The following is a 15,965-nucleotide window of genomic DNA, read 5'->3' as shown; positions in this document are numbered from 1 at the left end:
AGTGATTGTATATGTTAACAGGAAAAAAATTATTCAATAAAGATATTGATGATATTAATATAAATGATATTCTTGAACTAGTTGAAAATAAAATTATTGAAAATGAATATTTAGAATATAAAAAAAACTATGAACTAACTAATATGGATCATAAAAGAAATCTATTAAAAGAAATTTCTGCATTTTCTAATAAAGAAGGAGGATTAATAATTATAGGTATGGGTGAAAATAAGGATAAAACCCCTTATTTAAATGGATTAAAATATTCTAACTATGATGAATTAATTTCTGCTATTAATTCTATGGTTAGAAGTAACACAGAACCAAATCCTTTACCAAATATAAAAATTAAAACTTTAGATATAAACAACAAAAAAATACTTTTGATTAAAATATTTAAAAGTGTTAATAGTCCAATAAGGCGCATAATGAACCCTGATACAACAGGTGATTTCTATATAAGAAATAATAATCTATGCGATCATATGAATTGGAATGAATTAAAAAATGCTTTTTCAAATTTCACTAATATAGAAACAAAAAATAAAGATTTTATCGACGAAAAAATTAATATTTTATTTTCTGATTCAAATTATAAAAATTTTATGCAGTTTATCTTATTTTTAGTTCCTGTTAATGTATCAAATATAAATATTTCTAAAGAAATGAAATTAGTTGAAAAAAATTATGAATTATTCAAATCATTAGAGGGAACTTTTTTTAATAATAGAAAAAGAGTTTCAGATGGATACTTAGCATCATATAAAAATGAAAATAATGAAGTTGAAGATTATGTTAAAATTTATAACAATGGTATTATAGAATCTGTTTTGAGATTAGAAAAAGATGATGATATTGTTGATATAGATATGCCTTATTATGAAAATAAAGTTTTAATTTCCATTAGTAAATATGTTAAATTGTATAAAAAACTACAAATTAATACTCCAATAGAGGTTTATTTATCATTAACTAATTTAAATGGATTTAGAATTTTTGAAAAAAATCGTTTTTTATCCAAATCAAAGTGTGGGTTTGAAAACAATACATTGGAATTGCCTGTGTCAACTATAACTACTGAAAACTTAGAGAGATTAGCTCAAGAAATGAAAAATTCTTTTGATTCAATATATTATGATACTGATTATATAAATGGATCTAAGAGTTATGATGAAAATGGTAAATGGATTCCCTATAAATGATAATCAACAGAAAATAACATTAGATATTTATGTTAAATTATTTTAATGATAATAAAAAAACTTTATTGCACAATATTAAGTTAAACAAGGAATTTATCAAATTAACAAATAAAAAAAAGGATTTTTAAATTTTAAATGACTAATTAAAATATTTAAATTAAATATTAAAAATGATAAAAATGAATAATAAAAAAATAATTGAAAATTTATTGAAGCTTTCAAATTTCAACTATAATGATTTTGAAGAATTTAAAGAAAAAGAATGGGTATATGAATTTTTTGGAAAAAATCATATTTATTTTGATGAAGAAAGGTTGAATCTTTTTAGAGAAGCTTCTGATGCTGTATTTAAAGATGATTTATACATGAAAGATAATTTCCCTGTTGAATATATTGATGATAAACTTAAAGATATTATTTCTGAGGCGATTTCTCAGCCTGAAAATGAAAGAGAACCATTTATTAAAAGAGAAATTAAAAAATTTAAAGATAATATCAAAAATCAAATTTCAGATTTAATATTCAGATTTCCTGTAGAAAATTTAAAAGTAAAAGAAAATATAAAAATTGGAAATATAAAGCTATTTACTTTTGATGATATTGAATTTGAAAAAGTTAAAGAAAATTTTATAAAATATAGAGTAAAACAACTTGAAAAAGCTTGGTCAAAAGAACAAATTGAAGAATTGAAAGATGATATTAATCAAAATAATTGGTTTGAACTTGAATTCTTTAAAGACAATTTAAACAAGACTTTTGCTGAAATTAATATTAAAGGGATAGGTTATAATTCTAAAACTCTTGATTATGCAAAAATAAAAGCTATTAAGGGAATTAATCTAGCTTTAAACTGCTTAAAATTGTTTATTTCGCAAGATTATTCTTTTGGACTAAAAGGAGAATCTTTGATTGGGATTTATAGGGGTTATTATTTAAATAATCAAGATAAACCAATTTTACAAAATAGTGAAATTATAGGTCATTCACTTATGTTTGATTTAAATGATGACATAATTAAATCTTTAAAGAATAGAGGGTTTGATAAATTAAACAAAATTTTATTAAAACAAAAAAAAACAAAATATGAATCAAATATTTTAAATTCTATATATTGGTTTGGTGAAGCTTCTAATGTTCATGTACATAATATAAATTCAAGAAAAGAAGCTAAAAAAGATAAAATTGAGAATTTAGAATGTTTCAGATTAGGAGAAAGAGTTATTAAACTGTTCATTGCATTGGAATCAATATTAATATTTGATAAAAACGAACCTATTGTTGAAAATATTTCTGAAAGAGTTGCTTTTATACTAGGCAAAGATTATGAAACTCGTGTGAATATTAAAAAGAGAATTAAAGATTTATACGTAATACGAAGCAATATTACACATAAAGGAGATGTTTATGTATCTAAATATGATATGATTGATTTGTTATTTATTGTTCAAAATGTTTTGATTAAATTAATATCTAACAAAAAATTTAATTTTAAAGAAACAGCTGATTTAAAAAATTATTTTGATGAATTAAAATATTCATAATAGATTTGTATTAATAATATTTTTTAGCTTTATACTATTAAGTAAATAATTAACATATAAAAGGAAAAGAAGTCTTAAAATATATAGAATAATTAGTTTAATAATCTAAGTAAGAACTTTATAAATAATATAAAAACAAAAAAATTATTAATAATTTAAGCGAAGACTTGTTTATAATTTAATGAGTAATTTTATCAAATTAACAGATAAAATAAAAAAATTTGTTGAAAAATATATGAATAATATATAAGTAGGTATGATTATGACTAGAAAAAATCCTTATCCATCCACAGATAGTGCTGAAAAAAATGCAGTTGATCTTTTCAATGAATTTTTATCTAATGATTTATTTAAAAAACAAATTAAAACAGAAGATAAAACACCTAATCATGATGGATTCTTTGAAATTGTTGATGAAAATAGACACACAATAGCTACTATTTTTGTTCAAATCAAAAAACATCCTAATAATGAAAATAATAAAGTCATAGTTCCTTTATCATTATATGATTATTCAAGTTCTAATACTAATCCTATTTTGTTTATAAGTTCAGATATTAATCAAAAAATTGTATATTGGGTTTATATTCATGATAACCTTAAGAATACTAAAAATATTAGTTTTAAAAATGTAATATATAAATCTACAACTGTCTTTGTTAATGATGAGGATTTTGATAAAGGTATTATTACAAGAGATAACTATAAAGATTTAGAATTTCATGATAAATGGTTAAAAATTTTCAATGATCATTTATTAAAATTTAGAGGATATTCAAAATTATTATCAGATTTTAACGAGTTAAAAGAAAATATTGAACCTATTTTAGGAAATTCTGATCCAAATTTTATCCATATTCATAAATTTTTAGATGTTTTAAATAATATGCTTGAAAAATTTAAAATTGTAAAACATAGATTTTTTGGAGATTCTTGGAAAATTGGTTTCATGTACCATGAGTTTTCAAAATCACATTTATCTTATGCATTGTATCCAATTGAATGGGATGTTAATGATGTTCAAATAAAAAAAGTTAAGGATTTCCCTAGTTTGGCAGGAAAAAATTTTGGCTTTACAATAGTTAATGATGATAATAAAATATTGAAAAAAGAATATTATACATATTCTATTGAAGTAATTAGGACAAGAATTAAAAAAATTTTTAATGAAAAAGCTCTTATTATTAACAATGAATTTTTAGCAAATGAATTTTTGTTTTCATTTGCATTTTATAAAAATGACTTACTTGGAATTAGTAAAAAGGAAAGTTATAGTACATTAGAAATAAGAGATTCTTTAATAGAATACCTTAATAGTAAAAATCGTAACAAGTGGGATAATGATTATCCACTCAATGTTTTAATCGATTGTCTCTATTTTTTTGAAAATTCTAATATACAAAAAATATATATGCCATACCCCCAATATGATACATATAACGCTAGAATCTATGATATGTATGGAAAAAGTTCATTATCAAAGTTCTTAGAAACATTTTTTGGAAAACTACCAATAGTGTACAATAATATTTTTAATCAAAATTTTCATAATTTAAATGACGCAAATAGATTTTTAAAATCAAATAATATCTTTACAGAAGTAAAAATTCCTAAGAATCCTTTTGAATATCCTACAATTAACATTTTTTATTGTAAATCTAATGGAGATAAGTTTAATTCAGAAATATTTTTTTCAGGAGATGAACAAATGCCAACTTTTTTAAAAAATAAGGATTTTTTAAAGAAAGAGCAGGATTATTTTAGTTATAATGGTACTGATTACAGATTTATAGAGTATCATCATTCTGGATTAGATTTTGTTTTTGAAAAAACTCCTATATTTTCATATATTTATAGCTTATTAAAATCAGATTTTGAAAAATATTTTAAGGAAAAAATAAAGCAATTTGAAGGAACATAAGTGGGTTGTTTTATCAAAATGGTCTATTAATATACTATTACTTCATGAAATAGGGAATAAATATGCAAGAGTATAAAGAATTGATTCATATTTTTGAAAACTCAAATAAAGAATTCATTGATAAAAATATGATTATTTTAGAAAGTAAAGCTAGTGAAAGATGTATTTGTGCTAGTTTATCTCAAACAATATTAAATAATATAAAAAACTCAAAATATTATGAATATTATGTTGATGTTGAATATAATATGAATTATGTTGGGATAAAAAAACAATTAAGGGTTCTGAAAACATAAATGTTGAGATTACTTGTGATTTGATAGTACATAATAGGTGTGAAATAAAAAATAAAGATAATTTAATTACTTTAGAAATGAAAAAAAGTTACAGAAAATCAAATGAAAAAGAAAAAGATAAATTTAGATTGCAGGATATGACACGCCCATTAGATGAAACTATTACTAGAATAAATGGAACAAATTTTCCTGAAAATGTTTGTGGATATATTTTAGGAGTATATTATGAAATAGATTTAAATAAAAGAATAATTTTAATTGAATACTATAAAAATGCGGAATTATTTAATTATTATAAATTTGAATATTAATATGTTTTTAATTATAATTTAATACTTAAAATATAAAGATAGATAATTAATAAAAAAATCTTCTAAAAAGATAAAATAATTTTTTCATTTTATTAAATGTTAATTTTTATGAATTTAAAGAAGATTGTATTGAATCTAAATAAAAATTATTTATTTTATGAAGTATTTTTATCATTAATAGTTTAGATTGAATTTGGATACATATTAACTAAATTTTTGTTATTTTTTACTTTTTTAATAGATTATTCACTTATTCTATATTATTGTGGGGTTAATATAGAAAATTATAATAATAAAAAATAAATATAAATGTATAGAATAAATATTAAATATTTGGTGTTTTAAGTGTCAAATGATTTTATAAATGATATTTCAATTAATAAAAAAGAAGAAGATGGTTTACACAGAGTTAAATATGTTGAACAGCTTTCATCAAAGATATTTAATTATAAAAATAAGAAAAGTTTAGTGATTGGTCTGTCGGGAGAATGGGGATCTGGAAAAACTTCAATGCTAAATATGGTTATTGAAACATTTGAAAAAAAATATCCTAATGAGTTGATATTGATAGAATTCAATCCTTGGTATTTTTCTAACCAAAAGGAATTGATTGATGAATTTTTTAAAGCAATAATGATTAGTTTATCTGAAAATAAAGGAGTTTTAAATAAAATCAATGAAAATGATCTTATTAATTCATTTAAAGATTATTATAATTCTCTTATTGATAAATCAACTGTTTCTTCAATATTATCCTTAAATGAAAATGAATTTATTAAGAATTCTATAAAATCACTTCCTTATATATTACCAAAGTTTAATAATTTTATAGATGCATATAATTCAGATAAAAGTTTGACAGAGCTAAAAGAAAAAATTAATAATTATATTGAAAAAGAAAAACTTAGAATTCTTTTTATTATTGATGATATAGATAGATTATCTGACATTGAGACTGAACAAATCTTTAAACTTGTCAAATTAGTAGCTGATTTTAATCGTACTATATATTTGATGGCATATGATAAAGAAATTGTTTCAAAGTCTCTCAATAAAACCCAGCATGATAAAGGACATCAATATTTAGAAAAAATTATTCAAATTCCGCTAGATATACCTAAAATTTCTAAAAATGATTTAAATAAAATATTATACAAAAGGATTAACCCTATTATTCCATTAAATGAAGATCATTTTATTTATGTTGAGCATTACATGGAATTTAAATCTTTTTTTCGAAATGTTAGGGATGTTAATAGGTATTGTGATGTTTTAAATTTTGATTTTGGTAATGTTAATGGTGAAGTCAATTCTTATGATTTCATGTTATTAACAGCGATAAAAGTATTTGAACCGAATGTATTTGAAAACATAATAGAAAATAAAAGATTTTTATTAGAAACTTCTGTATTGTATACTCGAAAAAGTCAGAAGGATGATATTGAAGAAAAAAAAGAATTTGTTAATAAAGATATAATTAAAAATCTTAAACATGTCAGCCATGATAATATGTACTCTTTAATCAAGTTATTATTCCCTCAATTAAACAGAGGGTATTCAGGTATTCAATGGGAAAGAATATGGGATAGAGAATTAAAGATATGTAGCTTTAAACATTTTGATAAATATTTTGAACTTAATATTCCAGAAGATGAATTATCTAATGAAGATTTTAATAAGATAATTTCTTTGAAAGTTTCTAAAGAAGGTTTTAAAGATAAATTAGTTGAATTATATAAATCAAACAAATTATTTTTATTTTTAAATAAGTTTGAATCATATATCTACAATAATAAAGAAATTAATTTTGATAATTCAGAGTTTCAAAATATTTTAACTAGTTTATTTGAAATTGGTGATTATATTTTTCAAAAAGATAATTATAGCTATGATTTTGTGGGTATAATTTTATATTTGTTAATGCTTCTTGATAATAATGAGATTAGATTTAAAATACTAGAAAATTCGTTTGAAGATTCAAAAAATTCTATAATAACCTTTTCTATTTTTATTAATGGTTTATATCGTGAAAATGAAAAAGAAAGAGATAATTTTTTATCTTCAGAACAGCTAGATTATTTGAGGCATTTAGCGATTGATGGAATGAAATGTTTTGATGAGAATAATGATATAATTAATGATAATAATTTGGATTCAATTCTTAACATTTGGTTAAGCTTGGATAAAGAAAGTGCCATTGATTTTATAAATAGTAATGATGAATCTGATAAAGGATTAATAAATATTATCTCTTCTTTTGCATCTAACTCAACTAAACATTTTGGTATTGAATATAATGGTTCTTTCTACAAATTTGATGAATCAATCAATAATTATTTAGAAAAATCAAAATATGAAAAAAGAATTAAGGATATTTTGAGTAATAATAAAAATATTAATGAGAAAACTAAATTTGCATTGAAAAAATTTATTGGAATATTAGAATAGTATCAATACTTTTATTTACATTAATTTTTATTAAATATGCATTAAACTTTTATTTTGGAATTAATAATAGTTTTGGCACTATTTAAGTCTTTAAAAATAAAATTATTTATCTTAAGTTTTTTTATTTTTAGTATTTTTTTTACACTCTTATGTTTAATATTAATTTTTTAATAAACTATTCAATTATCATGCTTTATTATTGTGTGATTAATATAGAAAATTATAATAATAAAAAATGTCTATTATTGTATAGAATTAATATTAATAATGAAGTTAAACAAGGAATTTGTTAAATTAATAGATAAAAAGGGAAAGAAGTTTTTGAAGATATTTAATTTTTATTAATTAAGGAGATACTATGTCATCACTACAAAGAGCATCATTTAAGGGTTATACGTATCAACACTTTATATATTGGTTATTGATATCAAAAATGGATGTTGATAGAAATATATGTTCTATAGAGGTTGAAAGAGATGTTTCTCATAATTTTGATGATTGTTATTTATAATCAAATTCAAAAAAATATTATTTTCAAGTGAAAAATGAAAAAAATAAAAATGGGGAAATGATATCTTTAGATGAGATTACAGTTACTGATGAAGAAGTTATATTGCCGTCATATACAAAAATATCTTATAAAAAAGACAATAATAATATTTTGATTTTAAATAGTGATAAGATAGAAACTAACACTGAAGTATTGGGAGTTCCTGCTAGCAAATTGGATAGTATTTATATAGTTCCACTAACACCAAGCAAAACTCAAGAAATTTTAGATGAGATGTATGATGATGATAAAAGAATAAATATGATATATAAATTTGCTTATGAGACTACTATAAACAATATTTTTAAAGTTACTTTAGATGATTTACCAATGCTTTTTACATTTTCAATAGAATTAGATGAAAAAACTTCTATTATTAGAGATGATTTCATTATCAATAATGGAATACAACTTGTCACTGGAAAGCCAGGGGTTGGAAAAAGTCATTTTGTAAATGAATTAAAAGAAAAAATTCATATTGATGTTACGTATAGATTTTGGACAAGTTCTCAAGATAAATATATTAAAGATAGGAGAATTTTTAAAAATTTTTTGCGAGATTTAGGCAGTAAAGTATTTAAATCTCCTAAAAGTTTCAAAACAGAAGAATTAATTGATAAAATCAATTCAGATAATTTATTTGTTGTGATTGATGGTTTAGATCATGTTGAAAATTATAATCCTCAGGAACTTGAAGATTTTATTAGTTTTATTGATAAACTTTCAGAAACTAAAGTTTTAGTTTTATCGAGACCGTTAAAAAAAGAATTGAGTTGGAATGAAAAAGTTCTTGAAAATTGGAACCTTAAAGAAACAGAAAAATATTTATCTGATTCACATTCAATAGCTGATTACAAAATTATTAGACAAATTTATGATTTGTCAGATGGTTATCCTATTATAACTAATTTTTTAGCCGAACATTATAAATTACATGGAAAAATTCCAATTTCAACTCCAACTACCGAAATTTCAGATTATTATGAAAAATTAATAAAAGATAATGATACAAAACGTCTTAGTATATTTTTACTTAATGATTATTTCTTTTTAGAAGAGGAAATAGACCTTTTACTTGATGATGTGTTAATAAGTGACCCTATAAAAGAATTCATTGCAGAATATCCTTATTTATTCAATATAATTTTAAATAGAATTTCACTTATACATGATAGTTTAAATACTTTTCTTAGAGAAAAAAACAAAGATACAGAATATTTTTTGAATTTAAAAAAGAAAATTTTGCCTAAAATAAAAGAAAGTATTGAAAAAGAAGAAATTAGATATTTAGCAAGATTTGATGGATTTAAATTTGATAAGGAATTTATTGAAAAAATTCTTATAAAATACTCTGATATTAAACTTTTCAGAAAACTATGCAATCAAAATCTTGATTTAGCATCTATTGAAAGCTTTTATCAAAAATTACAATTAATGTTAGAAAATTATCCTAATTTATTTGATATTTATCAGTATTATTCATTTATATTAATTTTATTGATAGTTGGAAGAATAAATTATCAATTTCATAATGATTCTTTGAATTATCATGTAATTAAATATATAAAAAGAAAAGAAATTGATGAAAAAAGCATTTTTAGTAGTGGTTACCTATGGGGAACTTATTTATGCTTAATTCATAAAAATGAAAGATATTATAAAAAAATTCTAAGTGATAATCATTTTGGCACAGATTTACGTAAAACTTTCTACTTATGGGATATGGAATATGAATTTTTTGATATTTTTGAAAAAAATGTTGATGAAGATAAATTAGAAAAATATCTTGATAATTCTCCAGATAATGTTTATAAGAATACAATTACCTGTTTAGTTGATTTTATTATATTAATTTGGATAAATAAGCATGAAAATTCTGTATTTTATGAATTAATTAATAGATATTTGAAGGATGAAAAAGATCCTATTATTAAAAAAATATTGAACAAACATGTTAAACCGCTTGAAAAACATGGAATTATGGGGTATGATTTAAATAGAATCATGCCTAAAGTAAAATTAAAATTAATGGAATTAAACGTTATAACTGAAGATAATATCTTTTTAAAAAATAGTTTAAAGGAAGTTATTAATAAAATATCTCCTAAAGGTTCATTTAAAGTTGGTGACTATGTAACAAGCTATATTCGATTGAAAAATCATTTAAATGAAGACTTCAATATTTTTGACTTAAACAAATATTATACAATGTATATTTTTAGAAAAGATTACACAGTAACAAATATACATGATGCATTAATTACATTTGAAAATAAAAATTTTTTAAATTATTCTGATTCTATTAAACTGATTGAATCTTTAATGAAACAGTCTGAAAAAGGAATAAATTATTTGTTAGAATATTATATTAATAGTAAAGATCCTGAATTTACTAAAGTATTGATTGAAAATAATGAGTTAAATAAAGATTTTGCAGACATTTTCCAGTTAGATCCTCCTAGATTAGATTATTTTAATTTGGATGATATTGAGGAAAGAATGGCTGAAATTTTTCATTATCATTCTTATGGTAAGAATATAAGCCCTGATGATATGGGTAATGCTTTAAAGTCAAAATATAAAAAATCGATATTAAATCATATTGATTATTTTGGGTTTTCTTTTTCAGAAAATTCAAATGAAAAAGATAAAAAAATTAGAATTCCATTTGAAAACGGCTATATTTCAGAAGAAGACTTAGAATATATAAAAAACAACCATATTAGGCCTGAAAAAATTGCTAAATATTGTGATGGGTGGTATCATGGATTTCCAAGCACAATTTTTTATGAACATTATGATAAAAAAGAATTAAGGGAAAAATGTTTAATTATTATTCATAAATCATTATTTGCAAAATGGGGACATGATTCTGACTTCATATGTGCATGGTATGATTTTTTGGGAAACATTCCTAAATTTCTTGAAATGATAAATTATGATGTTAATTGGGAAAAATTATATAAAATATTTTTAGAATTCACTGAGCAATCTAGCATTCCATTTAATAAATAGCTTAATTGCTTTTTTTAAAACTGAAAATTGATAAAATTATATTTTAGTAATAATACTAAATTATCAATAAACGGACTTGGAGGGATTTGAACCCTCGATCTTAAGATTAGGAGTCTTACGCCCTTCCAGACTAGGCTACAAGCCCATAAATATTATATTCATATATTATTTTTTTAAATATTTATTTTAATAGCTAGCTATTTATTAATATAATATATTTTACAATAAATAGATCTTTCTAAAATTATAAAGCTTTTGATGAATTATTTTAAAATATAGCTATATTTGATGATTAATTAAATTGAATCAGTTGAAAAATTTTAGAATATAAATAAAAAGAAATTAACGGGCCGGGAGGGATTTGAACCCTCGATCTACGGATTAGAAGTCCGTCGCCTTATCCAGACTGGGCCACCGGTCCATTTGAATATGATTTATTTTTTTGAATTGGAGTTGTTTCTCCTTTTTTAAAGCTAATATTTCCTGCTAATTCTTGCTTTTGTCATAGGATATTACTTCATTAAGATTAGAAGTTTATTGCACTATATAAACTATGCCAAAGGCTATGATATGCAGAATAATAAGATATTATATTTTTTAGTATATAAATGTAACTATTTCTATGAAAGATATAGTTTGAATTTTTTAATATTTAAATTTATAGCTAAAATATTAAATATAATATATAAAAATAAATTTTTTAAAAAGCTATTTCTAAGTAGCTAATTAGTAAATATAATATATTAAAATATATTGAAAAGTAAAATTTTTAAAAAGTTATTTCTAAGTAGCTAATTAGTAATTATAATATAATATATTATCTATTAACAATATATTAAAAGTTAAAATTTTAAAAAAGATATTTGTAAATAGCTAGTTAGCTACTTACATATAAATAGGTGGCTGAGGATCATTTTTAACGTCTTCAGCTAATTTTTGCAATCTTGATTCGATGTCTTGAGCTTCTTGGATAAGAGGTTCATAATCAATATCCATATCTAATAATTTATTAAGTCCTTTAACAGCTTCAGAAGCTGCTCTTGGATCTGGATATTGGGTGAGAGTTTCTGCTAATATACAAGTAGCTTTGATATTTTTCTGAGCTGTCTGAGTTAAGAGAGTTCCAGAAAGTCCATTTATATTTCCTATTTGCATTATTGGAAAGTCTTTTTCTTTTAATCTATCAAGTGACTCAGTTGTGTTAGCTACTGCCCCTGCAGGGTTCATTTTTTCTCTAACAATAGCACTGTTAAATGTTACTAACTCTTTGCTATTATTTTTTTCCATCCAATCAACAATAGCATTAGTCATATCAAAAACAACTTCTTGTGGAACTATAAAGTCTGATAAAAATAATACAAGTCCGTTTCCTTCATATATTCTAAAAGGATGTAATGCCACTCCTTTATAAAGTACAGCTAAAGGAGGAAAATATTTTGATTCAATATAACCAATTTCTCTCATCTTTAAATTATCAACTAATAACCATCCGATTATATTTCCAATAAGTCCTGCACCTGGAGATCCTTCAAGTACAATCGCATCTTCTATATCTTCAGATACTATTTTACAACACTCTGTTTTAGTTTCCACTATCATTTAATTCATCTCATTCTTTTTATTTTTGTTTTATTATATAATAATTAATAATATAACTTTAATATGTAGAATTAATTAAATTGATGAAATATAACATTTAATTGTATAAATAAACTGTATGAAATTAATTTTTATGAAATATTAATTAAATTGATGAAATGTATATTTAATTGTAAATGAACTTTATGAGATTGAAAAGTAACATTTAATTGTATAAATGAACTTATGAAATTAAACTTTATGAAATATTAATTAAATTGATGAATTTAGCATTTAATTGTATAAATGAACTTTATGAAATTGAAAATTTTTTAAAAATAAATTAATATATTTTTTAAAAAATTAAATTTTTAAAAAATTATAAAATATTGATATTTAATGATTTATTAAAATTATTGTTAGATATAATTTAAAAATTAATTTAAAAAAATTAATTTAAATTATATTAATAATCCTATTAATTATAATTAGCAACCAGCACCACCGAGGTTTTCACCAGTTTCACTATGAATATGTATTTCTCCTTTTACATCATCGTCAATAAGTATAGGGACAATGTAAATTAATAAATCATTATCTATTTCTTTTAATTTTGGTGTTCCAGTAGTAGCTTTAGGTTCTTCAATATACCTTTCAGCTATTTCCTGTGCTTCTTTTTCATTTATCATATTTCCGCCTCAATGATTATGAATTTTATTTTATTATTAATTTAATTATTTGATAGCTATTATAAGTTAATAGCTAACTTTAAGCTAGCTATTATTCTTTTTTAATAGTTATACTCTATTGGTACGCTTATTTGAATCGACACCAATGGCATCTACAACATTTCCATCTTTGTCGTAAATTTTTGCTACCCACATATTTATAGAGCTATCCCATTGTGCACTGCCTGCATAAGCTCCGGGTTCACCAACAGCATTGTTGATAATTGTTTGTGCTTGTGATGAAGTCATTCCTATATGGACATTACTTCCACTACTTCCAGAGCTCTGACTACTAGATCCTCCATTTGAAGATCCACTTGAACTTCCACCAGTACTTCCACTACTGTTACTTGTTGTTCCGTTGTTTACACCATTATCGCCAGCTAAATCTCCAGCTCCACTATCACTTGATGGAGTGAAACCTGGAAGACTAAATATGCTTCCTTCTGGGTTGGTAATGCTGTAAGCTGTTACTCCCCCAGCTATACATAACACTATTATAACTGAAATAATTATATTTGAATTTTTCATTTAATTACCTCTTTAAAATTTGGTATATTATGCCGTTAATAACACTTATTTTTTGTTTTTTTCTTTTTTATTTTTTTAGGCTTTTTTATTTAGATTTATTTCTTATTTAGATTAATATAACCAAATTAGTTAAATCTTATGTTTATTAACTATAACATAATTATACATGATATAATATATATTATTTAGTTAATATATCTTTCTATATTTATAAAACAATTATTAGTATATGAGTCATTAAGCTGTTATAAATGAATCATTATTCTTTTCCCATCAATTCTTAATATTTTCTTGTTTTTCTTTATTATTATGATTCTGTATAGTATCCTCATTATAATTTTTATTCATTTAAGATAGTATTTATTTTTTTGATTTAGATTTTTTTGATTTGTCCTGTATAGTTATAATTTTAGCTATAATTATACTAATGACCTTTATATTTGGATTAATACTGATGTTAAAATTTTTATTAAAAATCTTGTTTTTTAACAACACTTAAAGTTACTGTTATTATATATAAGTGTTTCTTTTTTTTTCAAATGAAAACTTTATTAATAAAGAGTTATGTAAATATTATTTGTTAGTTTCTAATTTTTTATAAATAAAGAGGTGACACATTTGAGCGAAAGAATAGTTATATCTCCTACATCTCGACAAGAAGGACATGCTGAGCTTGTCATGGAAGTTGATGATGAAGGGATAGTTACCAAAGGAAGATACTTTAGTATCACACCTGTTAGAGGCTTAGAGAAACTCGTAGCTGGTAAAGCACCTGAGACTGCACCAGTTATGTGTCAGAGGATTTGTGGTGTATGCCCAATACCTCATACTTTAGCTTCCGTAGAGGCAATGGATGATTCATTAGATATTGAAATTCCTAAAGCCGCAAAGTTGTTGAGAGAATTAACCTTAGCTGCACACACAGTTAACAGTCACGCTATACACCATTTTTTAATAGCTACTGATGTTGTGCCAGAAAACTTATTTGCTGATGCTGTAAACAGTGTTTCTACAATAAGAAAAAATGCACAATATGTTGTAGATATGGTTGCTGGTGAAGGTATCCACCCATCTGATATTAGAATAGGTGGTATGGCTAGTAACATTAGTGAATTAGCTAGGAAAAAATTATATTCAAGATTAAAAGCATTAGTACCTGTTGTAGATTCACATGTTGAATTAATTACTGGTTTAGTTGCAGACAAAGGATTCCCAGAAGGTTTAGGTGTACATGACCAACCTGTATTTGCTAGTGATAAAATTTACGGTAAAAAAGAATTCTTTGATTTAGATAGATTTACTGAAATCATGCCTGAAAGTTGGTATGATGATGCAGAAATAGCTAAAAGAGCTTGTTCTACCATTCCTTTATACGATGGTGTAAATGTAGAAACTGGTCCAAGAGCAAGAGCAGCTAAATTCGGAGGATTCAAAGATCAAGGAGTTGTAGCTCAACATGTAGCTAGAGCTGTAGAAATGAAAACTTATCTTTCTAGAGCAATTGCTATCTTAGACGAGTTAGATACTTCTGCAAATACTATGGCTGACTTTGACCCAAGAGGTACAAATAAGCTTGGTATTGGACCTATTGAAGGACCTAGAGGAACTGATATTCACATGGCACAAGTTGCTGATGGAAAAACTCAATTCTATAGTGCATTAGTACCTACTACTTGGAATATTCCAACTATGGGGCCTGCAACCGAAGGATTCCATCATGAATGGGGACCTCACGTAATACGAGCTTATGACCCTTGTTTATCTTGTGCTACTCATGTAATGGTAGTAGATGATGAAGACAAGAGCGTTGTTAAAAACGAAATGGTAAGAATCTAAGTTAATTT

Annotated in this window: 12 protein-coding genes and 2 tRNA genes; 9 read left to right on the top strand and 5 right to left on the bottom strand. The window is 23.2% G+C overall.

Annotation, left to right across the window (positions count from 1 at the left end; translation table 11 throughout):
• Window positions 1–11 precede the first annotated feature (11 nt).
• From KQY27_RS05225 to KQY27_RS05190, 8 genes are all read left to right on the top strand, one after another.
• On the top strand, window positions 12–1,202 hold the full coding sequence (locus KQY27_RS05225) for an ATP-binding protein (protein WP_224425522.1): 1,191 nt from the start codon (window positions 12–14) through the stop codon (window positions 1,200–1,202).
• Window positions 1,203–1,381: 179 nt separating this feature from the next.
• A complete protein-coding gene (locus KQY27_RS05220) occupies window positions 1,382–2,743 on the top strand; it encodes a HEPN domain-containing protein (RefSeq protein WP_224425521.1) in 1,362 nt (453 codons plus the stop codon).
• Window positions 2,744–3,005: 262 nt separating this feature from the next.
• Entirely contained in the window at window positions 3,006–4,664 is a 1,659-nt protein-coding gene (locus tag KQY27_RS05215; RefSeq protein ID WP_224425520.1) for a hypothetical protein, read from the top strand.
• A 62-nt stretch (window positions 4,665–4,726) separates the two neighbouring features.
• Window positions 4,727–4,960 carry a hypothetical protein gene (locus KQY27_RS05210; protein WP_224425519.1) on the top strand — a complete coding sequence of 78 codons (234 nt, stop codon included), beginning with the start codon at window positions 4,727–4,729 and terminating at the stop codon, window positions 4,958–4,960.
• Window positions 4,961–5,037: 77 nt separating this feature from the next.
• Window positions 5,038–5,271, top strand: a complete 234-nt coding sequence (locus tag KQY27_RS05205) for a hypothetical protein (protein WP_224425518.1) — start codon at window positions 5,038–5,040, stop codon at window positions 5,269–5,271.
• A gap of 345 nt (window positions 5,272–5,616) precedes the next feature.
• The gene (locus KQY27_RS05200; RefSeq protein WP_224425517.1) at window positions 5,617–7,719 is read left to right on the top strand and encodes a P-loop NTPase fold protein; all 2,103 of its coding nucleotides are present in this window, start codon (window positions 5,617–5,619) and stop codon (window positions 7,717–7,719) included.
• Between the two features lie 358 nt (window positions 7,720–8,077).
• Entirely contained in the window at window positions 8,078–8,230 is a 153-nt protein-coding gene (locus KQY27_RS05195; protein ID WP_224425516.1) for a hypothetical protein, read from the top strand.
• 57 nt (window positions 8,231–8,287) lie between these two features.
• On the top strand, window positions 8,288–11,284 hold the full coding sequence (locus tag KQY27_RS05190; protein ID WP_224425515.1) for an AAA family ATPase: 2,997 nt from the start codon (window positions 8,288–8,290) through the stop codon (window positions 11,282–11,284).
• A 71-nt stretch (window positions 11,285–11,355) separates the two neighbouring features.
• Here KQY27_RS05190 and KQY27_RS05185 read toward each other — a convergent pair.
• The 5 genes from KQY27_RS05185 to KQY27_RS05165 form a co-directional block, all read right to left on the bottom strand.
• Window positions 11,356–11,429 (bottom strand) — tRNA-Arg (locus tag KQY27_RS05185).
• A gap of 201 nt (window positions 11,430–11,630) precedes the next feature.
• Window positions 11,631–11,705: transfer RNA gene (locus KQY27_RS05180), tRNA-Arg, on the bottom strand.
• 464 nt (window positions 11,706–12,169) lie between these two features.
• Entirely contained in the window at window positions 12,170–12,883 is a 714-nt protein-coding gene (locus KQY27_RS05175) for a proteasome assembly chaperone family protein (RefSeq protein WP_224425514.1), read from the bottom strand.
• A gap of 467 nt (window positions 12,884–13,350) precedes the next feature.
• Window positions 13,351–13,551, bottom strand: coding sequence for a hypothetical protein (locus tag KQY27_RS05170; protein WP_224425513.1), 201 nt, complete (start codon window positions 13,549–13,551; stop codon window positions 13,351–13,353).
• Between the two features lie 108 nt (window positions 13,552–13,659).
• Complete coding sequence (locus KQY27_RS05165) at window positions 13,660–14,121, bottom strand: endoglucanase (protein ID WP_224425512.1); 462 nt, start codon at window positions 14,119–14,121, stop codon at window positions 13,660–13,662.
• Window positions 14,122–14,739: 618 nt separating this feature from the next.
• Between KQY27_RS05165 and frhA the strand changes: the two genes are divergently transcribed.
• Window positions 14,740–15,957 carry a coenzyme F420 hydrogenase subunit alpha gene (gene frhA, locus KQY27_RS05160; RefSeq protein ID WP_224425511.1) on the top strand — a complete coding sequence of 406 codons (1,218 nt, stop codon included), beginning with the start codon at window positions 14,740–14,742 and terminating at the stop codon, window positions 15,955–15,957.
• Window positions 15,958–15,965: the final 8 nt, after the last annotated feature.

The sequence above is a fragment of the Methanobrevibacter sp. TMH8 genome (genome assembly GCF_020148105.1).
Lineage (GTDB): Archaea > Methanobacteriota > Methanobacteria > Methanobacteriales > Methanobacteriaceae > Methanobinarius.
Note: the sequence above shows the minus strand (reverse complement) of the source record. Positions and strands in the feature narration are given on the sequence as shown.